The following is a 23224-nucleotide window of genomic DNA, read 5'->3' as shown; positions in this document are numbered from 1 at the left end:
TTACTGTACAACTACAGTAAAAATTGCTGCTAATTCCGTTAGCAGGCAAAATTACATTACTTATATATCCTGCAACATTCAACTAATTTGTCAAAATATGAATATATTAGTCTGACTAATGAGTCATATAAGCCCTTACCAAGCTGTAAAGCAATTATTTTCAATGATAATGATAGGTACACTATCACTTAACGTAAAAGTGTCACTAGTACGTTTATGGTATAATCTATCTACAATGAACCCATAATTATAAGATATACGATGATGACTAAAAAATCCCTTATCCAGTCTCCAGAAGCCATAGAAAAAATGCGTGTGGCCGGTAAACTCGCTAGTGATGTCCTTGTCATGCTCGACGAGCATGTCAAAGTGGGCGTCAGTACCGAAGCACTCAATCAGATCGCCCATGACTATATTGTTAATGTGCAGCAGGCTATCCCTGCCCCACTTAACTATAATGGTTTTCCAAAATCTATCTGTACCTCAGTCAACCATGTTGTCTGTCACGGTATCCCAACTGAAAGCAAGCTGCTAAAAGATGGGGATATTATCAACATCGATGTGACTGTTATCAAAGACGGTTACTATGGCGATACCTCAAAAATGTGGATCGTCGGCAACGGCTCTATCATGGCACAGCGTATTTGCAAAGTGGCGCAAGATGCCCTTTACGCAGGTATGAGCGTGGTCAAGAACGGTGCACGCCTAGGTGATGTTGGCGCTGCTATTCAGGCCGTTGTCGAGCCTGAGCGTTTTAGTATTGTTCGCGAGTTCTGTGGTCATGGTATCAGTGATGAATTCCACCACGAGCCACAAGTCATGCACTATGGCAAAAAAGGCACTGGTTTTGAGCTAAAAACAGGCATGACGTTTACCATCGAGCCTATGATTAACCAAGGCACGTGGCAGACTAAGATTTTACCTGATGAGTGGACGGCGATTACTAAAGACCGTAAATTGTCTGCTCAATGGGAGCACACCATGGTCGTAACAGACAACGGCTGTGAGGTATTTACTACTCGCCCCGAAGAAGATTTAAGTTTTTTGACGCAGTAGTACAATCAAAGATCGCTTAGGCGGTCTTTTTTTTGGCCTTTAATTAGGGCATATTGAGTATTGTGCTTATAGGCGCTTTGTCTTTATACTCAGATGACCTAATAACTTCTATTGATATACTTATCAGCACTTTTATTGATAATTGCTATTCGTGACTTTTATTAGCCATCAGTACATTAGACGCCCAATAGCGCTCAGCTCAAACGTTCTATTTCTAAACTCTTAACTGGATAACACTCATGTTTAATTGTGATATCGCCTCTGTTGATTTGACGCCTTTACCGATACTACCAAGTGAGGTGGCGACAGACTCATCCCCACTGTCAGCCAAAAATGTGACAGACAAGAATCTGCTTGGCATTCCTGAATGGTTGGCCCAAATCAATGACGATATCAGCCGCTCATTAGAACGTGGTACTAACATTCGCCAACTGGTTGCAGCACGTGCTTGCGCTATCGATAGCCTATTGATTGCGTTGTTTAAATGGTTTGAATTGGATAAGACTGATTTGGCGTTTTTTGCGACTGGTGGCTACGGGCGCGGCGAGCTATCGCTCTACTCAGACATTGATATTTTGCTTCTGTCTCCTGGTGAGATAGGTACTGATGCCAGTAGCAAAATCGACAAACTGGTCGCTCTACTATGGGACATAGGACTAGAGCCTGCACTCTCCGTACGTAGTGTTAATGATGCGCTAGAGGCCGCGCTTGACCATACGATTGCTAGTGCTCAGCTAGAGGCTCGACTCCTAATCGGTAACGAAGCATTGCAAGACATGCCCGCTCAAATCGTTAATAAACAGTGGTCTCCGCGCGCATTTTTTGATGTAAAAATGGAAGAATCCAAAGCGCGTTACTTGCAGCACAATGCCACCGAATACAACCTTGAACCCAATATCAAAACAGCACCAGGCGGGCTACGTGATATCCATATCATCGGCTGGGTCACCAAGCGTTATTTTCGCGTGAGCAAGCTATATGATTTAGTGCAACAGAACTTTTTGACCGAAAAAGAATTTGATGAGCTGAATTTTGCCGAAGGGTATTTATGGCAAATTCGTCATTACTTACATGTACTGACTGGCCGTAACGAAAACAAGCTGTTGTTTGATTATCAGCGTGAGATTGCTCAGCTAATGGGCTACGAGACCCAGCCTGATGACCAGCCTAATGCTGCGGTCGAACGGTTTATGCGCGACTACTATCGCTGTGCGATGCAGATATCAACGCTGTCTGAGATGCTGACCAATCATTATTATGAAACGATAATAGAGCCACAGCTGCCTGACGATGAACGTCCAAAAAAACAGCCTATAAATGCGCGATTCAATCGTATTGGCAACCAGATTGCCATTGCGCATCATCGAGTGTTTGCACAGCACCCAGACTCTATCTTAGAGATGTTTTTATTGATGGGTCAGCATGGCATCGATAAAGTTCGCACCCATACCCTGCGCGCACTCAAAATTGCCGCACGCGGCATCGATCAGATATATAGAGACAACCCTACTCACAAAACATTGTTTTTATCAAATCTAAAAGAACAGAATTACCTGTTTCATCGTCTGCGTACCATGAATCGCTATGGAGTACTGGGTAACTATATTCCTGCGTTTGCGCAAGTCACTGGCCTTATGCAGTATGACTTGTTCCATCGTTATACAGTAGATGCGCATACCTTGTTTTTGATTAGAATTTTGCACCGATTTACAGATCCGACCTTTCAAGAAGAGTTTCCACTGGTCAGCTCTATCTTTCAGCGTATCGAGCGTAAAGAGATTTTGGTGCTGGCAGCCATGTTCCATGATATTGCTAAGGGCCGTGGCGGTGACCATAGTGAGCTTGGTCAAACCGAATCGATTGAGTTTTGCTTATCGCATGGTATGAGCTTGGCGGATGCAAACTTAGTAGGCTGGCTCACACGCTATCACCTTCTCATGTCGATTACTGCACAGAAAAAAGATATCTCAGACCCTGAAGTAGTCACTATTTTCTCTGATCTCATTGGTAATGTGACTCATCTAAACCATCTATATGTACTGACGGTGGCTGATATGAATGCGACCAACCCACAGCTATGGAACAGCTGGCGGGCGACTCTCATGAAACAGCTATACTCACAAACGCGGCGCATCTTGCGCGCTGATATCGATGCGCCCACCAATCGTCAAGATATGATTAGCGCCACACGCAAGCAAGCGTTGACGATGCTAGATAATGTCAATAACCAACATATGAACCGCGATGAAGTATTGCGTCTATGGGATGACTTGGGCGATGAGTATTTCTTGCGAGAGATTGCAGAAGATATCTTATGGCATACCGAAGCTATTTTGAATCACCCACCGATTGGATTGGCCTCTAACGCTGACAGTCCACCATTGGTCGTTTTGCGTGAACATCGCGAATTGGCACTTGATGCGGTACAGGTCTTTGTTTACACCCAAGATCAGATGAACCTGTTTGCCGTTACCATGGCAGTATTTGATCAGATGAATCTCGACGTTTTAGATGCACGCATTATCACAGCGACCCGTGACTTTGCTTTGGATTCTTATGTATTGCTAGATCCTAGTGGCACATTGTTGGTTGATGAAGACAGTCAACAAGAGCTAAAACAACGCTTAATTGACTCATTCAAAGACCCTACTGTACTTAAACTGACGAACAAGCGTATGCCGCGTCAGTTAAAACACTTTGAAGTAAAAACAGTGATTAACTTCGAGTTCAATGAAGCATCAGATCAGCACATCTTGAGCTTAGAAACGCTTGATCAGCCAGGGCTATTGGCGCGAGTTGGGCAAGTGTTTTTGCAAGAGCAAATCGAAGTACATGCTGCGCGTATTACCACTTTAGGTGAGCGTGCTGAGGATATGTTTTATATCAGTGATCAAAACGATAAGCCACTCTCACCTGATAGACTGGAAGCATTAAAGGCAGCTCTGTTAGCCAGTCTTACCGTTCAGAAAGAGCATAATAGCGTAATATATTTTTGATACGGCTAGATAGTTTTGGTTAGCCATTATTTTGAATATTAACTAGCAAAAGTAGTCTGATAGTCATCATAGAAGTACGTTTTATAGCGTACTTCTATAAGTTATCTCGCTAGCATGTTCGTTCAGTTCATCGTCAGCAAGCTCTGGCGGCAAAACACCTACTTCGGGTGGCTGCTGCTCCATAATTAATCGTCCAGCATCAACTTCTTTTTGTAGCAGACATTGCAAGCTTGCTAGGTGAAACTGTCCGTCTAGATAATCATCTAACGCTTCCAAAGAGATAGGCGATTTGGCATGTACATCAGGATACAGGCTATCCTCTGCCAAAATAATCATTTCATTGAGCGCCTCTTCGCCCATCAGCTCGTCGTTATCTATTTTGCGCTGGAGTTTGTTTTCCAACTGGCCTTTAGCAGCAAGGGCGCTGATAAAAAGTAGGGTCTGTATTACAAACAAAGAAACGTACTGCCATAGCGGTAATGAGATACCAAATATATTATTGAGTAGCATCAATGCCATGGCTACTACCACATAACCGACCAATTGCCACAACAGCCACATAATTAGGCTGTTTTCGCCAAACCAAAACATTTTCTTTTCCTGACGCTCAATCAGTTGCTGACGCGCTTGCCACCAGCACTGCTCACGTTCTTTGAGCAGTTTATACAGTTTGGAACGCTGCAAATTATTATCAAGGTTTTTGTTATTGATATCTTTAGCGATGAGATCATCATTATTTAGCACACTAGACATATCAGACTATCCTTAAAACGACCTAATACTCTTGTGAGTAATCATTTTTATGTTGTTATAGGTTATAAATAAAGAAAGTTTTGAAAGGCTTCTCGACGACTACCTATTTATTAGCCATAAATTGAATAGCTTATGTTCAGTAAAGGCAAATTCACGATATAAGAAGCAAAGGACAAAAAATTAGAGAAGTGCTACACTGCTCTAATGTAAATTTTCTTTATAACTTTATTATTAATTGTCTATTATAGTTACCACACTTATGAATCACAACTTAACGTATTTGCATCCTTATCCTTTCGCAAAGATGGCAACACTACTTGCCGACAGTAAGCCTGCCAACGGTTACAGTGAAATAAAGCTCGGTATTGGTGAGCCAAAACATGAGCCCCCTGCATTTGTGCTGGACGTCCTACGCGAAAACTTGGACAAAATAAGTCGTTATCCGACTACAAACGGTATGTTTGAGCTCCGTCAAACTATCGCCCACTGGCTAGAGAAGCGGTTTTTTCTAAATCATGTCGATGCCAATACTCAAGTATTACCAGTAATGGGCACACGTGAAGCGATTTTTAGCTTTGTACAAGCGGTCGTTGATCATGATGTAGCTGACAAAGATAGTAATTCTCTAGCGTCTGATACATCGCCTACAGTCGTCATGCCCAACCCGTTTTATCAGATATATGAAGGCGCAGCGATATTGGCACAGGCAACGCCTTACTTTGTCCCTTGTACATCAGCTAATGACTACAAAGGTGACTATCGCGCGGTACCAAAAGACGTCTGGACGCGTACACAGCTATTGTTTGTCTGTAGCCCAAACAATCCAACAGGCGCCGTCATGACAATGGATGATTGGGAATACCTCATTCGCCTGTCAGATCAGTACGGTTTTATTATTGCCAGTGACGAGTGCTATAGCGAGCTGTATTTTGATACAGCACCGATTGGACTGCTCCAAGCTTGTGCGGCCCTTGGTCGCCGCGATTTCAAAAACTGTATCGTGTTCCACTCTCTATCCAAACGTTCAAACTTACCGGGTTTGCGCTCTGGATTTGTGGCCGGTGATGCCAAAATTTTGCAGGCTTATTTGCAATATCGCACTTACCAAGGCTGTGCAATGCCGATACCTCATCAGCTGGCCTCTATCGCTGCATGGCAAGACGAAAAACACGTCGCTCATAATCGCTCGCTATACCAAGAGAAGTTTGCCCTATGGATGTCCGAGCTTGGGGAGTTGCTAGAGTTACGCATGCCTGATGCTGGGTTTTACTTCTGGGTCAAAGTGCCTGAACAGTTCGATGGTAATGATGAAATATTTGTCAAAGCGCTGTATGAGCAAGCCAATATCCATGCATTGGCAGGACGCTATTTGTCACGTGAAGTTGATGGTCACAATCCTGGACAAGGTTATGTGCGTATCGCTCTGGTCGCGAGTGTCGATGAGAGCCGAGAAGCAATCAGTCGTATCTGTAAATTATTAGGTGCTTAAAGCTAATTAGAAAAATCTAATGTAGCTGAGATAAATTTCGCTATATTAAAAAGCCTTCAATAACCCTATTTATATTATGGTTATTGGAGGCTTTTTGTTTTATTAATGCTATAGTAAAGTCTCTACCGAAAATATGCCATCAAGGATGATGCCATGCCCCATCTTGATTTTAGCCAACCGCCCTTTGATGTATTGAGCTTAGCCGAGCGTCAAAGCATTAGAAAAAACACCCAGATACGCTACCTTGCCAAAAACGAGAGCTTGCCTGTAGAAGAACTGCAATGTCTATATGTGGTCATCAAAGGGCAAATCGAGCAATCACTAGATGGTGATTTTGTCGCGTCCTATGTAGGTAGCAATCACGCTGACGGTCTGAACAATAATGATTGGTTTGATAGTCGCCGCCTGCCTGAACCACTTGCCAAGGATAATCAGCTAGAGCCTGAAAGCACTCCTATACAGCCATATCAATTCCGAGCTAATGAAGAGACGTTACTGCTCCAAGTCGCTGGCACTGCTATCGATAAAATCAGCGCGCAAAATCATTTGGTACGCCAAATGCTATCAGACAAGCTGCCTGAGCGATTAAAAGCATTGCGCCAACGACGTCATAATAAAACGCTAGATCCTGCCAGCTATACCAACCAACAAGAAGTACAGCAAATCATGCTGCAGCCAGTGATAGATGTTCATCTGTTACCAGTACATATCGTCGATGCCGATGATAGCTTGTACGAAGCTGCCCGCATCATGACCAAAGCTGGATTAAAACATGTACTGGTCAGACCGTTACATGGCTTAAGTGGCTCACAAACAGCGCAACATGAGACAAGATTACTTTTAGGGATTTTGACCGATACTGATATCTGCCGCGCGGTGAGTGACAGACAAGATCCAGCTATTACTCCTTGCCAGCGCTATGCTAATTTTAATCTGCGAACCATCAAAGCCAGTGATGAGATTGGCGATGCGCTGCTGACCATGACTCGCTATCGTATTCATAGACTGCCAGTCATTGATAAGAGTGGCGATGTCGTCGGTGTGCTTGGGCAAAGCGATATGCTCGCTCACATAGGCCATCATTCACAGCTCATTAGTATTCAAATCGAACAGGCGCAGGACTTATCAAGCCTAGATACCGCTGTTGAGCTGATCGGTCGCTATATTCGAGCACAGCATCACAATGGTGTCAAAATCGGCAATATCAGTCGTATGGTACAGACGCTAAATGCGCAGGTATTTACCAAACTATGGCAGCTAATCGTACCTGATGAAGTGATGGCCAATACCTGCCTTATCGTTATGGGTTCAGAAGGGCGCGGTGAGCAAATCATGCGTACCGATCAAGACAACGCGCTCATCATTCGTGATGGCTATACACACCTCGATTTAGCACAGTTTGCTGATACTTTTAATAGCCATTTAGCAACGCTTGGCTACCCACTGTGTGATGGCAATATCATGATGACCAATCCTATGTGGCGACAACCGCTCAAGCAATTCACTGCGCAAATTGGCCTATGGTTTAGGAATTCCGACCCGATGCATGGTATTTACTTGTCTGCAATACTAGATGCTGAATACGTCTGCGGCGATGAGTCACTGCTTACTCAAGTACGTCAGCATTTAAAGCTTGCTCATCAAAAAGCAGACCCTATGTTTGTCAGGCAGTTTGCACGGGCAGCGCTACAGTTTGGCGATGTTAATCAATGGTGGCAGAAGTTTGTACCTTTACTAGGCGGTAAATCAGCATCATCCGACATTGATCTAAAAAAAGCCGGTATTTTTCCTTTGGTGCATGGTATCCGCACTTTAGCATTAGAAAACAATGTGCTCGATGTGCCTAGTACCAAGGCGCGTTTAAAGGCTCTAGTACAGGTTGATGCTATGACCCAAGAGCGCGCCGATACTTTGCTAGAAGCACTAGAATTTTTTATGGCGCAGCGCTTATCTGTGGCGCTCTCGACCGACGATAAGCATGCACGGCAAGTAGACCCTACGACTTTGACTGCGCTTGAACGTGACCTACTCAAAGAGTGTCTGGCCGTGGTCAAAAGCTTTAAGAATCAATTGCGTCAACACTATCAGCTAGAAATCGCATAAATGTGGCAGTCTTAGTACAGAGGCTTCATAAATAGAGAAATTTTATAAATACAAAAATAACATAGATGGATGAGCAACCAATATGAACTGGTTACAGCAGTTATCTTGCGCTTGGCAAAAGACGCAATTACAGCGTCCAGAGCTTGCCTTAATGTTTACGACATCTTCGGCTGAGCAATGGGTGGCGATTGACTGCGAGATGACAGGACTGAACCCCAAAAAGCATCACCTGCTGTCTGTAGCAGCGATACATATTAATGGCAGTATCATCGACACGGGTAATGGCATGCATTTGGTTTGCAGACCTCCTGTAATGCCAGACCGCGACACCATTGTAATCCATGGCCTACGTACCGCCGATGTTGAACATGGCATGAGTTACGATGACATGTTGGCACTGCTGCTACCATTCATAGGTAATCGACCAATCGTTGGATTCTGCACACAGCTAGACATAGCTTTTTTGAATCCTTTGGTCAAACGCTACATGGGAACGTCTCTACCAAACGAAGTCATAGATTTGCGTCACCTTTACAGTCGGCGTATCAGTGGTCACACACAAGGGCTCTCTAACCAAGCCCAACATCTGAATCGGATATTAGCCCATTACAACATTCCTGAACTGGGCGCGCATGATGCTTATAACGATGCTGTTATGACGGCGATGGCTTTTTTGCATGTGCGTTAGCAGTAAAGCATGCTCGCAGTTCAATCGATAGTTAGAGTTAGTTATCTAAATAAGAGCGTCATTATCGCTAGGGCGTGTCCTCATTTTGAAAATGGTAGTAAAGATGAGATAAATGGCAGCCAAACAAAGAAAGGAGTACAAATAATATCAAGATATTAGCCAGCTACTTGACGCAGTTTGGCAAAGATTTAGCCATTTTTAGCCCATTTAAATTTTATTGTTCAGATTGATGACACGCCCTAAAATTGTACTGCTGACATCGTGTGCGAAAACAGCAACTCATGTTACCATAGGCTGTTTTTGCCACCTGATGAAAGATGCTCATGCGATACCCTTCTAAACGCCGCCATTACTCTACTGCTGCAACCAAAATCACCACGCTTTGTCGTCATTTGCGACTGCTAAACCAACCTAATAAACGTCTATCTAGGTTAGCGTTATTGGCAGCGGTTGTGGTCGCACCGATACATGCTCAAGCCGTTTTACCAGCAGCCATTCAAAAAGCCTTGGCACGTGCCGATTTGACAGAAGCGGATATCAGTATCGTTATTACACCTGTGGGTGACAAGGCTGCTAGCCGTCTGCCTGCTCCTATTCAAGTCATTGATAGTGATGAACCTGACAGCCAATCTGCATCTACTATAGTATCTGAGCACCCAACTACAGACACCTCTACGGATACAAGTAGCAGCGACCCGAGCCACCAGAGCGCCTTAGTTACCATAGAGCAGCGCACCATTGAAAAGCACGAGCAAAAAATACATGCTTATACCGATGACCCTTATACTTATCAGAGCGTAGAGAGCATTCCAACAGTCATCCCTGATGAATCTCAGCATACGCTTACTCAGAACACCAAAGCCCAAGATGCCGCGAGCAATAATAAAACCTCTATAAAGATTTCATTTTCGCCTTTGCTGGATCACCAGTCTGACATCCCTCGTACGCCTGCCAGCACCATGAAACTTGTGCCTAGCTTTATCGCTTTGGACACTTTAGGGGCCGATTTTGTGTGGCATACACGGGTTTATCACACAGGTATTGTCATCGGCAACCGTCTACATGGTGACTTGATTATTCAAGGTAGTGGCGACCCAAAAATGACCCACGAGCGTTTAAAGCAGTTACTGTATAAAGTGCAAGCATCCGGTATTCGTCATATCGATGGTGACATCATCATCGACAGCGCTGTTTTTAACAATGTTAGTAAAGATCCTGCCGCCTTTGACAACTCACCTCTACGCCCTTATAACGCCAGCCCTGATGGGTTTTTGGTTAACTTTAGCACCATTGGTATCAAAACTTACCCTCAAGATAATGGCCAAGCAAGTGTGACCTATAAGCCGCGGTTAGCCAACTATCAGCTGCCTGCTACAATCAATACCCGTGCAGCCAGTTGTGGGCAAGCAAGCTATAGCCTAGCGCCGCAGTGGCAAAACACGCAGCTCGTATTAAATGCCAGTCTGCCAGAGAGCTGCGGTGAGCATGTTTTTTACGTGGCATATCCTAATGCCAAAGAGTTTGCCGCACACGTCATCGCTGCCAAATGGCAAGCATTAGGGAATACTTTGAGTGGACAAGTAATTTCGCAAGAAACCCCTTACGATATGAGCAAGGCGACAAAACGAGCGCACGGGCTTACGGCTATCGCGATGTCGCCATTGCCTATGGTCAGCTATCCGTCGTTGAATCTAACCGAGCAGATTCATGACATTAACCACTTCTCAAACAATGTCATGGCTGAGCAAGTGGCGCTATCTATAGGCGCTTACGGTAAAGGAAGGCTGACTCAAACAATACCTGCTAGCACAACTGCCACTAATCCAAGTAGTCATGAAGCCAGCACTAATAATGAGGTGGATAATAAAGTAACGGCTGATAAATCTAGTAGCAAAAAGGCTGATAGCTTATATCAGTTTGGTAAACCTGCTACAACAGACTATCCTACGGCCTTACAAACCATCAATCAATGGTGGCAAACCAATCTCAGTACACCGCCGCCTCATTTGACCAATGGCTCAGGACTTTGCCGTGAGTGTACAATCACCGCCGCCAACCTAAGTGAGCTACTGACTTATGCTTACAGTCGACCAAATTTTGATGCCTATGTCGACTCGTTAGGGGTCGCTGGGGTTAGTGGCACTATTGCCGCTCATAGCGATCGCTTGCCTGAATCGGTAGCCACTGGCCGCGCATGGATAAAAACTGGCACGTTAAATAACGTCACCTCAATGGCAGGTTATGTCAAAGGACTGTCAGGACAGGACTACGTTGTCGTCGGTATAATTAACACCGATCAAGCATTAAATCCTTATGCAGCGCGACCTGTATTAGATGCCATGCTCGACTGGACGGCACAGCGTTGATATTTTAATTAACGCTTTAAGTCGACTTATTATCAATACTCTATTTTTTACCTTTATAAAGGTTAGCTTATGTCACGCCAGACAACCAGTCTTAACAAACCCCAGACACTTGTACAAGTGCAGCCTAAACTGGCTCGATATGTTGGTTTTTTTGCGATTGGATACACGCTTGCCAGTACCATATTTATGATGATACAGACCAAACTTGCGCTCAATCCACAACTGGTTATGGTGGTTTCTATTATCGTGGGTGCTTACATCGCTGTCAGTAAATTCATCAAACATCAGAAGCGAGCATTAGCGCGTGATGAGATTAATAAATTGATGTTTGGTGGGGTTGTGATTGTCTGGATGCTGACGGTCATTTATTTTTCAGCCATCTGGTTTTGGCTGTTTGATACGATAAGCCGTGAGGTATTGTTTGAGATGGCGATGCAGCGTCCACTGCCCCTGCTTTCATCACTGATGCTGATGCTGGTTCTCACACTAGTCAGTGCGCGAATCAGTCTATGGTCTATCAATCGATTATTAGACCCTATACGCAAATCAACGTAAGTACAAACCATCATCTACAAGGTGCTACAAAGTTTTCCCCTGCTAATGCGTAAAATCCGTTAGGCTAAGTTTAAGGCGTGTCATTATTTTAAGAATAGTACTAAAAATGAGACAAAGTAAGACGCGCCCTAGTAAGTAGTATTTTAGCGATGACTTGTTTTACCTTTATAATAGGAGCGAACATTATGGACATGATCTTTTTTGACAACATAGACAAGCTTGGTCGTATTGTTTTGACGACTGTTATGGTTTACGTGTTGATCGTGACAGTTACCAAAATCTCTGGCAAACGCTCGACGTCACAGCTCAACAACTTCGATTGGATCGTGACAGTCATGATCGGCTCGTTAGGTGCCAGTACAATTTTGCTCAAAGATATTCCCTTTGTCGAAGGGGTTTCGTCTATTTTAGTGCTGTACCTATTGCAATTTGTGGTGACCAAATATGCGTCTGTTTCACCGCAATTTAGTAACTTTATTTTATCAGAGCCGCGTATCGTTTTTTATCAAGGGCAGTTTTTGCCAGACGCCATGCGTGATGAGCGCTTGACGCGTCAAGAAATCGAATGTGCCATGCGTTCTGAAGGGATTAATAGTTTTGATGATGTCGAAGCCATTGTTTTTGAGTCTGACGCAAAGCTGACTGTCATTCCAAAGCCGAGCCAAAGTGATAAGAGCGACGATGATCAAAACACGAATAGCAACGTATCAGAGACGATTAACCCTCTGATGTAAATTGCAGACAATAAAGAACGAACGATACAACTATTAAGAACACGGCCTAGTAAGCTTGAATTTAATTATCGAGATGGTAAGCATTATGAAAGTAAGGATTTTGACCGTTGGCAATAAAATGCCTAGCTGGGTACAGACGGGTTTTGACGAGTATTACAAACGCATTCAACCGATGCTAAGCACAGAAATTGTCGAAATTGCGGCAGCCAAGCGGGCAAAAAACCCTTCAGATGCTAATTTGGCACAGTACCGTGAGCAGGAAGGTCAGGCTATATTAGCCGCTCATAATGCATCAAGCCGAGAGCAATTGTGGGTATTAGATGTCAAAGGCAAGATGATTTCGACAGAAGGACTGGCTGATAAGCTCTCTGATGGCATGCTGCAAGGCGATGATATTGCCTTGGTCATCGGCGGTGCAGATGGTGTCTCGCCAGAAGTATTGGCAAAGGCTGATGCAAAGTTATCACTATCAGCACTGACATTGCCACATCCGCTAGTACGCGTCGTACTTATGGAACAATTGTATCGCGCGATGAGTATCAACAATAACCACCCTTATCACCGTGGTAATTAAATAAAATACTAATCTATTTTTTGATTTGAAACATCAACCCTAAAATAGATTGAAAAACTGGCGCACGCCCTAATAAATGCAACATGAAATATCCAAAACGTGCGACACCCAACGCCTCTAAGCACTCTCATCAACGTGATGATCATCATAGTGTGCAGACGCCTATCACAGCGGCTGCCGCATGGGAAAATACGTCTGATGTAGCGACGAATACATCTAAGCTACCAGCGCTCTTTATCTCGCATGGCGCACCTACGCTTGCGATTGAGCAGTCTGCGACGACCAGTGCACTGGCTCGTATCGGTCAAAACTTACCTAAGCCACGTGCCATCGTTATTATGTCAGCGCATTGGCAGTCAGCAAAGCTAGAGATTAGCAGTAATCCACAGCCAAAGACGTGGCATGACTTTTCAGGATTTTCGCCTGAACTTTACGACATTCAGTATCCTGCTATAGGCCAGCCGGCACTGGCTGAGACACTTGCTCAGCAGCTGACCGCACGTGGCATTACTTGTAGTGTCAATCCAGTACGTGCCTGTGATCATGGCGTGTGGGCGCCGCTCAGACATCTGTACCCAGAAGCCGATGTGCCTATCGTACAGATATCACTGCCGCAGCATTATGACAGTATCGCCTGCTATCAGTTAGGCGCGCAGTTGGCACATCTGCGTGATGAGCAAATCCTCGTCATTGGCTCAGGTAACATTACGCACAATTTACAAGCATTGCGCTGGGAAGCTGACAGCATCGATCAAGCAGCCAAAACGTTTAAGCAGTGGTTGTTGCAGCAGCTCAAAATAGACATTCCCACGGCGCTCGACTGGCAGCAGTACCCAGACTACAAGGACATTCATCCAAGTGATGAGCACTTGCTACCGTTGTTTTTTGCATTAGGTACTGGTCAGCGCGTCTCTGTCGTTCATCAAAGTATGGCCCATCATAGTTTGGGTATGGATATCTATCGCTTTGATTGAGTGTTATCAATCCAAACTATAGCTTAACCCTACTTCTCAAAAGCGTGTTTGGTAAATAAACCTGCGCGCTCCATCTCACCTGCCACGCTGAATAATGTCGCTTCATCATTCATACGCCCGATTAATTGCATGCCAATCGGTAGGCCGTTTTTGCTCATACCGACGGGTACTGACATCGCGGGTAACCCCGTAACATTACCCAATAGTGTAAAGCCCATCTTACCTAATACAGGTGCACTGAGCTTTTCAATCATGCCTGAGCTAAAGGCATATCTACCCATATTAAAGCCCTTGTTAAGCACCTCGGCGCTACGCATCATCATCTCATCCATACGGCTAGGCGGTAGTACACCATGCTTTACCGCAGGCGTGGGCACAGTCGGGCACAAAATCATATCGTAGTCTTCTAGTAATAGCCCCGTCTGATACTGGCTATAATGCCAGCCATGTTTGGCATGTGCCAAATCAACCGCTGATAGCGAACGCCCAAGCAGTGCCATATTATAAGTTTGTGGCTCTAGGTTTTTGATGTGGTCAGTACCAAACTCACGCTCGATATTATCAATCGTAAAAGCCGTATGCGCGCAGACCACAACGATAAAGTCATGCCAAAACTGCTCGATATTGATGTTTGGCTCGGCTGGTACTACTTCATGACCCATAGACTCTAATTGCTTAGCCGTTTGATCAAGTACCGCCAGCACCTCTTTGTCCACTGTCGTATTGGCTATCAAAGGCTGCTGATGCAAAGCGATTTTTAGCTTTCGCGGTGCACGCATTGCCGCTTGCAGAAAGGTGCCGTTTGGCGGAGCTATAATGTAAGGGGCACCAATCTCTGCTCCACTAGTTGCATCTAGCATCGCTGCACTATCGCGCACTGAGCGCGTAATCACATGGTCAGCCACGGCCCCCTCCCAGCCTTCACCAAGATTAGGGCCCATTGGATTACGTCCACGGCTTGGCTTTAACCCAAACGTACCGCACCAAGCAGATGGGAAACGTATGGAGCCGCCACCATCACCGCCGCCTGCCATCGGGACAATACCGCTCGCAACTGCTGCTGCACTACCTCCTGACGAGCCGCCAGAGCTGTAGCCTTTTTTAAAAGGATTATGAGTAGCACCATGCGCTTTTGGCTCAGTGGTGATAATCAAACCAAACTCAGGAGTATTAGTCTTGCCAAAAGTATTAACGCCTGTCGCTTTCATCCGTTTGACGATTTCACTGTCTTTCTCTGAAATGATATTGACGCTGCGGCTACCCATCGTAATTGGCTCGTCGGCGAAGCTAAATGATAAATCTTTTAGTAAATACGGCACGCCAGTAAATACACCTGAAGGTAAACCTGCCTGCGCAGCATTGTAAGCACGCTCATCAAAACGATGCACGATAGCATTTAGCTTAGGGTTGATTTGATTGGCTTGATGGACAGCAGCGTCTAGCAATTCCTTTGCGCTAACCTCACCTGAATTGACCAAGGCTGCTAAGGCGAGCCCATCATACTGAGTATATTCTTTAAACATAACTAACCTTCCTTGGAGAGTAATTTTATTAAGACTATGTAGCACGCATACTTTCTAAAACTAATGACTATTTTTTCATAAACTCCTGTCAGTTTAGTATAAAAAACCGTGCCTGATATTTGATAAACGGACTCGTTAGTCATCTGGATGGTTTAAGTAATTAATGAGCCAATATACGAATCTACTCTTCGAGCCCTAGAACATACTGAATAATAAGAGCTTACTTCTAAACCCACAATTTATAAAAGTATTATTAAGTTTCTTCCATAAAAAAACGAGCCATTCTCATGACTCGCTTTCTCGTTATCAACTTAAGGATTAATCCTACATCAATAGTTCACGCTTGCCACTTTTGCCCATCGAGCTGACCAATCCAGCTTCTTCCATAGAGTCGACAATACGCGCGGCACGGTTATAGCCGATACTAAATTTACGCTGAATGCTTGAGGCAGAAACTTTACGTGTTTCCATGATAAAGGCCACAGCATCATTATATAAATCATCATCTTCACCAGAGGCATTGGCTGTACTACCACCGCCTGGGCTAGACAATTCAAAATTGCCTGCCATATTATCAATATAGTCAGGGGCACCGCGCTCACGCCACGCATCACAGACACGGTTAACTTCTTCGTCACTGACGTAAGCACCATGTACACGATCTGGCTCGATCTGTCCTGGCCCCAAGAACAACATATCGCCGTTACCCAGCATGTCCTCAGCACCGCCACTATCTAGAATCGTACGTGAATCGACTTTTGAGTTGACTCGTAGTGCCGCACGCACTGGGATGTTGGCTTTAATCAGACCTGTAATGACATCGACTGATGGACGCTGAGTCGCTAGCATTAAATGAATACCTGCAGCACGCGATTTTTGCGCCAAACGTGTGATGAGCTCTTCGGCTTGTTTACCAACCTGCATAATCATATCGGCAAACTCATCCGCGACAATAACAATCATGGGTAAGGTTTTTAGCTTTGGTGCTTGGCTAATACTTACGCTGTCATTTGGACGCCATAGAGGATCGAGCATAGGATTGCCTGATTTTTCCGCCGCGATGACTTTTTTATTAAACTCATTGAGCTTACGAACCTTTAGCAAGCTCATCAACTGATAGCGACGTTCCATCTCGGCCACACACCATGACAAGCTACTGGCCGCTTCCGTCATATCGGTGACTACTGGCGTTAGCAAATGCGGAATATCATTATAGTTAGCAAGCTCAAGCTGCTTTGGATCAATCAAGATAAGACGCAGCTCATTGGGTGTATATTTGAGTAGCATCGATAGTAGCATCGAGTTGACCAATACTGATTTACCAGAGCCTGTGGTACCAGCCACCAGCATATGCGGCGCACGAGCAAGGTCGGTAATGATTGGGTTACCACCGATGTCTTTACCCATTGCCATGCTAATCTGCGCTTTAGGATCTTTAAACGTTTCGGTATTTAGCAGTTCAATCAAACGTACCATTTCACGTTTCTTGTTAGGCACTTCGATACCGATGTACGGTTTGCCCGGAATCACTTCGACCACACGTAAAGAGGCCATCGATAATGAACGTGCTAAATCACGCGAGATACCTGTGACTTTACTAGCCTTCACCCCAGCAGCCAGCTCTACTTCAAAACGGGTGACAACAGGGCCAGGGATAGCATTAACCACAGAAGCCTTTACATTAAATTCTTGTAGCTTAATTTCTAGCAACTCAGACAGTTTTTCAAGTTCAGCCACAGTGTAGCTAGGCTTGCGGTCAGGATCCGGCTTATCCAATATAGAGACTTCTGGAATAGGCGTCAGGCTGCTGCGATAAGCTGCCGTTTGCATCGAGCGTGACTTTTGACTGAAGGCTGCGTCATCACTAATATGCGGCATGACCGGTACATTGGTGTCGTCATTACTATCATCCTCTGACATCATATCAGTGATATGGTTGCTACTATCGCCCTCTGGGACAGCAAAGCTAACAGATGGTTGCACGGACGCTTTCGGCTCAGGCTGTACATTTGAGACTGGGCTAGTCACTTCCACCGTTGGCGCTGCTTTTGGATTGGCAGGAGGCGTATTGGTTGGTGTCATGTCTGACACATCTGGCACATCTGGCAATGCAGGCTCAGTCTCTACTGTTACCGGAGCAACTTCAGGCTCAGGGGCTACTGCTGTTTTTTCAGTATGTGGCAACTCTACAGGCGTATCAGACAGTTGATTGGCTGACTCCTGTGCAAAGCTAATAGGCTCTTCTAAGATAGGTTCTGGGTTTTTCTCTTGTACTATTGGCTCAGCTGCTATGATTTCCTGAACAGGCTTAGAGTCTTCATACGTTCCTACAACAGATTCAGTAGGTTCTGATATGTTAGCATGCTCTGCCAACCATGCTTCTGCCAACTTATCTACTTCCTCAGTCTCATGTGTCGTAGAGATTTTAGGATCAGCAGGTTCAATGACTGGCTGACTGGCTAAATTACTGCTCACTGACTCATCAACTGATGGCTGAGCTAGTGATTCTTTATCATGTATATCTGGTTGATCAACCGCTTCCATCGTTGTAGTGGTCACAACAGTAGCAGGTACTGATTTCTCTAACGATGCTGTACTACTAGTACCCGCTTGGGAATAGTTAGGTACAGGCATAGCCGAGCTGTCCATGCTATTGGCATTATAAACCATTTGCTCACTTGCGAGTAAATCATCGACAGTATTGGCATCATTCCACGCAAAGCTTGGCTCAACTTTGCGAGCAATAGGTGCAGTCAAGTTTGAAACTAATGGCTGGACTGTACTGTTGACCGTACTATCAGTAGCATCTTTAAGCGTTTCTGTATCGGTATTTGCCTGATCACTTTTTGAGCTATTGGGTGTCGCCGCTGCTTTTGCTGCGATGACGGAGGCTTTGACACTATCTGCCAATCCTGAGGTTGCCAAAAATTCTGATAATACACTACCGAAACGTCCACTGCTGTTGACGTCTTGAGTACCGCTAGTATTTTCCGCAGACTGTAACTCAAGTGGCAGTTGCTCATGCTCTACTTTTTTATCTACCGACTCATCTAAGTTTTGGCTATCATCTTGTGATGTACTGCTCGGTTCAGTAGCGTTGATAGCATCCTGACTTTTTACACCTGAACCAAGCCATGACAGCGCACGAACCTTTTGATATATCGTCATCCAATGGATATTAAAGGCAAACGTAGCGGTAATCACAACGAATACTGCTAAGAAAATCACACTCCCCCACTGCGATAGTAGCTGTGCCAAACGCGCTTGTAGTTCTAGCCCGATGATACCACCAGCGACGCCTTCAAGACCGATTGCGTCAGGGTTTGTGACTTGCTGAACTAGAGAAACCAATTGTGCAAATAATGCGCTAGCACTTAATAGCAAAAACACATAAGCGACCAATCGCATGAGCCAAAACGTTGGCTTGTTTTCCCACCAAATCAAAATAGATTCATAAACCACGAATGCCAAAAACCACCAAGCACCAAACCCAAAAAAGCTGTAAAGCAAATCGGATAACCATGCGCCTGCCTCGCCGCCCATATTATTAATCGTGGTCATATCACTACTGATGTGCGACCAGCTAGGATCGTTGCCTGTATAAGTCATCAAAATGACAAACAAATAAACGGCCAGTATTAACCCAAGGAGGGTAAACATTCCCTTTTTTAAATACTCAATAAGCGGTGCTGATATCACGTAAGATCTGCCTTGTTATTAATACTAAATGGTCGCCAATGCATGACTAAGCCTAATCATGCTGACATAAAGTGTTGACATAAATGTACCGAGCGAAGTGTTTGTTTGGCATGTGCCGATTGTAGAGCCTTTAAACAACCGTTATCGCTTGGCTCCTACTACACTTGGCATAACTTCTTATAATAACAAATACATAGGTACAGTGGCGACAGTCTTATCAAGAAAGCGTGTAAGAAAGTAAATCAGTAGACACTTTGCGTAAGAAAACAGCTGGTTAGCGAAACACGAGTGGCAAAATATGGCTAACTGTATTGCCTAAATTCTATAAAATAGTCTCTGTTTTGCACTTATGTTCCAAAGTTATTTATTCTTTGATTCTAATGATACCTGTGTTTGTTTTAGCAAACTTGCACTTTGTGCGCTGTGCCCTTATGTTATTATCACACAGCAATTAGAAGAAGCATATTCGTAGTCATTTTTGATATTCCTCTTTTATTATATTTATAACTTACATTTTTAATTCGTATATTTAGCAAGGAACAACTCATGGCAACTGACACTACTGCTCCACGTCACGAAAAGCTCATTATTTTAGGCTCAGGCCCTGCTGGCTACTCTGCAGCCGTTTATGCAGCGCGCGCTAACCTTAAGCCGGTTATGGTTACTGGCATGGAAGTCGGTGGACAATTAACCACCACTACCGAAGTCGACAACTGGCCAGGCGATGCGCATGATTTGACAGGTCCTGCATTGATGGAACGTATGAAAGCGCATGCAGAGCGTTTCGGTACTGAACTGGTCTACGATCATATCAATGAAGTAAACCTAAACGAGCGTCCTTTTCAATTGACAGGTAACAACGGTAGCTATACTTGTGACGCGCTCATTATCTCAACTGGTGCCTCTGCACAGTACTTGGGGCTAGAATCGGAAACCAAATTCAGAGGGCTTGGCGTATCAGCCTGTGCCACTTGTGATGGTTTCTTTTATAAAAACCAAAAAGTTGCGGTGATTGGTGGTGGTAATACAGCGGTTGAGGAAGCTTTGTACTTATCTAATATTGCGTCTGAAGTGACCTTAGTACATCGCCGTGACAGCCTACGCTCTGAAAAAATTCTGCAGGACAAGCTATTTGAAAAAGCCAAAAGCGGCAATGTCAAAATCGAATGGAACCATCAAGTAAAAGAAGTGGTCGGTGATGACATGGGCGTCAATGGCGTCGTTATCGAATCAATGATTGATGGCAGCACCAAACAACTAGACACAATGGGTATGTTTGTCGCTATTGGTCATAAGCCAAATACTGACTTGTTCAAAGGTCAGTTGGATATGAAAGATGGCTATCTGATCGTTAATAGTGGCTTGACTGGTAATGCTACCCAGACCAGTATTGAAGGTGTGTTTGCCGCAGGTGATGTAGCCGATCACGTTTACCGTCAAGCCATCACTTCTGCTGGTACGGGTTGTATGGCTGCGCTAGATGCTGAAAAGTACTTGGATGCACTGGGCGAAACCGTCGCTCGTGACCACACTTATGATTCAACACTAACTGCAGATAAAGAAGCCTAAATGGGCAACTTTACTCAACAGCACGATAAACACATTACGCCTGAGACTTTAAAAAGTCTTGGGCGTTATGACTTTCCTGATCCCATTTCTATCGATCCTGATGGTATTGGCATCGTCGCTATGGGGGGTGATTTAGCACCTGAAACACTGATATCAGCCTATGCTCAAGGACTATTTCCTTGGTTTAACGAAGATGAGCCTATTGCTTGGTGGTGTCCTGAGCCGCGTTGTGTGATCGCCCCCTCGGCTTATCAACCGAGTAAGTCTCTACGTAAGCAAGCAAATCGCGAACGTTGGCAATTGACGCTTAATAAAGCTTTTGACGATGTCATACATGCCTGTAGCTTACCGCGCAGTGATGGCCTTAATGACAATCATCCCGAAGGTGAGCATACTTGGATTCATGATGAGATGATCGAAGCTTATACCAAATTGCATGCGCAAGGCTTTGCTCATAGCATTGAAGTTTGGGACGAAGCAGGTCAACTGATTGGCGGATTGTACGGGTTAAAAATAAACGGCATCTATTTTGGTGAATCAATGTTTCATCGAGCATCTAATGCGTCAAAGCTAGCGTTTTGGGGTCTGATGCGCTTATGTGAACAAAGCGATGTCGCACTCGTCGACTGTCAGTTACCGAACGATCATTTGATGAGCTTAGGTGCCACTACTTTACCGCGTGCTAGCTTTCTGACTCAGTTAGACAACCTGATTGGCAGCCAGTCTGTGCCATGGCAAAGGCACTCTCATAAACCGTTAGCCGTATCGCTACTGGATAGCGAATCGCCGTGGCAACTAGAGTTATGATTATCATAGCGAAAAAAATAAGAGGTTATTATGGCACTTGATACATCGTTTCTATTGATTGGAGAGCTAGCAGCAAAGGCCAATACGACCAAAGATACGGTTCGCCATTACGAGCAATTAGGCCTGCTAAAATCTCGCAAGCGTCAGGCAGGCTCACGTTTATATACCGAATTTCATCCAGAGTGTATCGAACGCATAGAGCTGATCAAAAGCGCGCAAGCTATTGGCTTTACGCTTACCGAAATCAAAAATAGTCTAAATGATTATTATGATGGTCACTTGGATATTGATTCGCAGCTCATACTCACTCAGCAGAAGCTAGAACAGGTTAAGAAACAGCAAGCCAATATCAGCATAATGGTGGAGTTACTGAGCGAACGCTTGGATATTTTAGGTCGAATGAAAGCAGATAGTGATTATCAGCTTGATGTAGAGGTCTGTAAAAAGAAAATTCCTTTGCAATAAAGCTTAAATCTTAGTTAACTCTGCTTTTATATCGTAGCTGTTGTAGCCACTTTTATCATAATCGCTTATTTTTTATTAAGCCTTATTTTCTTTATTAAATATAATTATGCTGCATGATCAATGCATCGACTGCTGGTTTATGTGGCATTTTATAATATCCTTTACGCTTATGAATAATATTGAATGCCTGTTGCTCGTATAACGCTATCGCCGCTGTATTATCGGCACGTACTTCTAACAAAAGACTCTCTACCTGATTAAGCTGTAACAGCTCATGCAATTTATTCAATACCTGTAAAGCAATGCCTTGGCGTTGGTATTTTGGATCAGTTCCGATACGCAACACTTCTGCTTGCTCAAAAGTCGTTTGATATAAACAATAGCCAACTATCTCACGATGAGAGACGCTCTCTTCTTTGGCTTGATCGTAAGCAATCAGTAGGCAAATACTGTCCTGCTCAAGTAACTCAGTCAATGTTTTCTGATTCCAAGCATCATCTGGTTGCACGACCGCTTCTATATTAGCGACGGTTTGAATAACGTTTTCGAGTTCTATTGCATTCGTTGGTAGTGCTTCTATCGCAAACATGATGTTCCTTTCATTTAATTAGTCTCATCATTTGGTTGTACTTAGATTATATAAGTAAGTGACCAAATTATTTATTTTTTATCACAAAAAAAAGGCCACCCTAGATAGGATGGCCTTTTTTATGACTAATTCATAAGCTCATTGCTGAGACTTAAGGATTAGTTCAATACGTTAGCAACAACACCAGCGCCTACAGTACGGCCGCCTTCACGAATAGCGAAGCGAAGACCTTTGTCCATAGCGATTGGGTGGATAAGCTCTACGCCCATCTCAACGTTATCACC

General features: G+C 44.3%; 17 protein-coding genes and 1 pseudogene. 13 read left to right on the top strand and 5 right to left on the bottom strand.

The genetic code is table 11. From position 1 onward, the window contains the following. The first annotated feature begins 264 nt into the window (after nt 1–264). Together map and glnD are read left to right on the top strand one after the other, a co-directional pair. A complete protein-coding gene (map, locus tag ACQKCG_RS10730) occupies nt 265–1056 on the top strand; it encodes a type I methionyl aminopeptidase (RefSeq protein WP_371548431.1) in 792 nt (263 codons plus the stop codon). A gap of 239 nt (nt 1057–1295) precedes the next feature. Next, nucleotides 1296–4052, top strand: a complete 2757-nt coding sequence (glnD, locus tag ACQKCG_RS10725) for a [protein-PII] uridylyltransferase (RefSeq protein ID WP_134292742.1) — start codon at nt 1296–1298, stop codon at nt 4050–4052. An 81-nt stretch (nt 4053–4133) separates the two neighbouring features. On the opposite strand, the gene ACQKCG_RS10720 is transcribed toward glnD, so the two are convergent. Then, complete coding sequence (locus ACQKCG_RS10720) at nt 4134–4805, bottom strand: hypothetical protein (RefSeq protein ID WP_134292741.1); 672 nt, start codon at nt 4803–4805, stop codon at nt 4134–4136. Between the two features lie 259 nt (nt 4806–5064). On the opposite strand from ACQKCG_RS10720, the gene dapC reads away from it, so the two are divergent. The 8 genes from dapC (at nt 5065) to ACQKCG_RS10680 (ending at nt 14288) form a co-directional block, all read left to right on the top strand. Continuing rightward, a complete protein-coding gene (dapC, locus tag ACQKCG_RS10715; RefSeq protein WP_134292740.1) occupies nt 5065–6294 on the top strand; it encodes a succinyldiaminopimelate transaminase in 1230 nt (409 codons plus the stop codon). Nucleotides 6295–6447: 153 nt separating this feature from the next. Beyond that, complete coding sequence (locus ACQKCG_RS10710; RefSeq protein WP_134292739.1) at nt 6448–8397, top strand: DUF294 nucleotidyltransferase-like domain-containing protein; 1950 nt, start codon at nt 6448–6450, stop codon at nt 8395–8397. 82 nt (nt 8398–8479) lie between these two features. Then, nucleotides 8480–9085 carry a 3'-5' exonuclease gene (locus tag ACQKCG_RS10705; protein ID WP_134292738.1) on the top strand — a complete coding sequence of 202 codons (606 nt, stop codon included), beginning with the start codon at nt 8480–8482 and terminating at the stop codon, nt 9083–9085. A gap of 323 nt (nt 9086–9408) precedes the next feature. Beyond that, on the top strand, nt 9409–11451 hold the full coding sequence (locus tag ACQKCG_RS10700; protein WP_134292737.1) for a D-alanyl-D-alanine carboxypeptidase/D-alanyl-D-alanine-endopeptidase: 2043 nt from the start codon (nt 9409–9411) through the stop codon (nt 11449–11451). 69 nt (nt 11452–11520) lie between these two features. Continuing rightward, nucleotides 11521–12006, top strand: coding sequence for an ABZJ_00895 family protein (locus ACQKCG_RS10695; RefSeq protein WP_057758504.1), 486 nt, complete (start codon nt 11521–11523; stop codon nt 12004–12006). Between the two features lie 185 nt (nt 12007–12191). Continuing rightward, on the top strand, nt 12192–12740 hold the full coding sequence (locus ACQKCG_RS10690; protein ID WP_134292736.1) for a DUF421 domain-containing protein: 549 nt from the start codon (nt 12192–12194) through the stop codon (nt 12738–12740). A gap of 85 nt (nt 12741–12825) precedes the next feature. Next, nucleotides 12826–13314, top strand: coding sequence for a 23S rRNA (pseudouridine(1915)-N(3))-methyltransferase RlmH (gene rlmH, locus ACQKCG_RS10685; protein ID WP_101204969.1), 489 nt, complete (start codon nt 12826–12828; stop codon nt 13312–13314). Nucleotides 13315–13397: 83 nt separating this feature from the next. Beyond that, entirely contained in the window at nt 13398–14288 is an 891-nt protein-coding gene (locus ACQKCG_RS10680) for a DODA-type extradiol aromatic ring-opening family dioxygenase (RefSeq protein ID WP_134292735.1), read from the top strand. Between the two features lie 29 nt (nt 14289–14317). Here the strand turns inward: ACQKCG_RS10680 and ACQKCG_RS10675 are convergent, their stop codons facing one another. Together ACQKCG_RS10675 and ACQKCG_RS10670 are read right to left on the bottom strand one after the other, a co-directional pair. Beyond that, the gene (locus tag ACQKCG_RS10675; RefSeq protein WP_134292734.1) at nt 14318–15811 is read right to left on the bottom strand and encodes an amidase; all 1494 of its coding nucleotides are present in this window, start codon (nt 15809–15811) and stop codon (nt 14318–14320) included. Nucleotides 15812–16135: 324 nt separating this feature from the next. Next, nucleotides 16136–19510: a DNA translocase FtsK gene (locus tag ACQKCG_RS10670; RefSeq protein WP_227543703.1), complete on the bottom strand. Its 3375-nt coding sequence runs from the start codon at nt 19508–19510 to the stop codon at nt 16136–16138. 546 nt (nt 19511–20056) lie between these two features. Between ACQKCG_RS10670 and trxB the strand changes: the two genes are divergently transcribed. From trxB to ACQKCG_RS10655, 3 genes are read left to right on the top strand one after another with little or no spacing between them, the layout of a single operon-like run. Next, on the top strand, nt 20057–21079 hold the full coding sequence (gene trxB / locus ACQKCG_RS10665) for a thioredoxin-disulfide reductase (protein WP_134292733.1): 1023 nt from the start codon (nt 20057–20059) through the stop codon (nt 21077–21079). Continuing rightward, nucleotides 21080–21886: a leucyl/phenylalanyl-tRNA--protein transferase gene (gene aat / locus ACQKCG_RS10660; protein WP_134292732.1), complete on the top strand. Its 807-nt coding sequence runs from the start codon at nt 21080–21082 to the stop codon at nt 21884–21886. It abuts the gene before it with no gap. A gap of 30 nt (nt 21887–21916) precedes the next feature. Next, a complete protein-coding gene (locus ACQKCG_RS10655) occupies nt 21917–22351 on the top strand; it encodes a MerR family transcriptional regulator (protein ID WP_102078510.1) in 435 nt (144 codons plus the stop codon). A 94-nt stretch (nt 22352–22445) separates the two neighbouring features. Here the strand turns inward: ACQKCG_RS10655 and rimI are convergent, their stop codons facing one another. Both rimI and tuf read right to left on the bottom strand, forming a co-directional pair. Beyond that, entirely contained in the window at nt 22446–22940 is a 495-nt protein-coding gene (rimI, locus tag ACQKCG_RS10650; RefSeq protein ID WP_134292731.1) for a ribosomal protein S18-alanine N-acetyltransferase, read from the bottom strand. Between the two features lie 158 nt (nt 22941–23098). Then, nucleotides 23099–23224, bottom strand: a pseudogene (tuf, locus tag ACQKCG_RS10645) (elongation factor Tu); the annotation flags it as partial.

The organism is Psychrobacter sp. NPDC078929 (assembly GCF_050267985.1).
In the GTDB taxonomy this organism is placed as follows: domain Bacteria; phylum Pseudomonadota; class Gammaproteobacteria; order Pseudomonadales; family Moraxellaceae; genus Psychrobacter.
Note: the sequence above shows the minus strand (reverse complement) of the source record. Positions and strands in the feature narration are given on the sequence as shown.

What these genes read in the sequence shown, in the direction of transcription:
- rlmH (WP_101204969.1), top strand. Translation starts at nt 12,826, where the DNA reads ATGAAAGTAAGGATTTTGACCGTTGGCAATAAAATGCCTAGCTGGGTA.
- trxB (WP_134292733.1), top strand. Translation starts at nt 20,057, where the DNA reads ATGGCAACTGACACTACTGCTCCACGTCACGAAAAGCTCATTATTTTA.
- ACQKCG_RS10720 (WP_134292741.1), bottom strand. Translation starts at nt 4,805, where the DNA reads ATGTCTAGTGTGCTAAATAATGATGATCTCATCGCTAAAGATATCAAT.
- map (WP_371548431.1), top strand. Translation starts at nt 265, where the DNA reads ATGACTAAAAAATCCCTTATCCAGTCTCCAGAAGCCATAGAAAAAATG.
- ACQKCG_RS10680 (WP_134292735.1), top strand. Translation starts at nt 13,398, where the DNA reads ATGAAATATCCAAAACGTGCGACACCCAACGCCTCTAAGCACTCTCAT.
- dapC (WP_134292740.1), top strand. Translation starts at nt 5,065, where the DNA reads ATGAATCACAACTTAACGTATTTGCATCCTTATCCTTTCGCAAAGATG.
- ACQKCG_RS10700 (WP_134292737.1), top strand. Translation starts at nt 9,409, where the DNA reads ATGCGATACCCTTCTAAACGCCGCCATTACTCTACTGCTGCAACCAAA.
- rimI (WP_134292731.1), bottom strand. Translation starts at nt 22,940, where the DNA reads ATGTTTGCGATAGAAGCACTACCAACGAATGCAATAGAACTCGAAAAC.
- ACQKCG_RS10710 (WP_134292739.1), top strand. Translation starts at nt 6,448, where the DNA reads ATGCCCCATCTTGATTTTAGCCAACCGCCCTTTGATGTATTGAGCTTA.
- ACQKCG_RS10675 (WP_134292734.1), bottom strand. Translation starts at nt 15,811, where the DNA reads ATGTTTAAAGAATATACTCAGTATGATGGGCTCGCCTTAGCAGCCTTG.
- glnD (WP_134292742.1), top strand. Translation starts at nt 1,296, where the DNA reads ATGTTTAATTGTGATATCGCCTCTGTTGATTTGACGCCTTTACCGATA.
- ACQKCG_RS10655 (WP_102078510.1), top strand. Translation starts at nt 21,917, where the DNA reads ATGGCACTTGATACATCGTTTCTATTGATTGGAGAGCTAGCAGCAAAG.
- aat (WP_134292732.1), top strand. Translation starts at nt 21,080, where the DNA reads ATGGGCAACTTTACTCAACAGCACGATAAACACATTACGCCTGAGACT.
- ACQKCG_RS10705 (WP_134292738.1), top strand. Translation starts at nt 8,480, where the DNA reads ATGAACTGGTTACAGCAGTTATCTTGCGCTTGGCAAAAGACGCAATTA.
- ACQKCG_RS10695 (WP_057758504.1), top strand. Translation starts at nt 11,521, where the DNA reads ATGTCACGCCAGACAACCAGTCTTAACAAACCCCAGACACTTGTACAA.
- ACQKCG_RS10690 (WP_134292736.1), top strand. Translation starts at nt 12,192, where the DNA reads ATGGACATGATCTTTTTTGACAACATAGACAAGCTTGGTCGTATTGTT.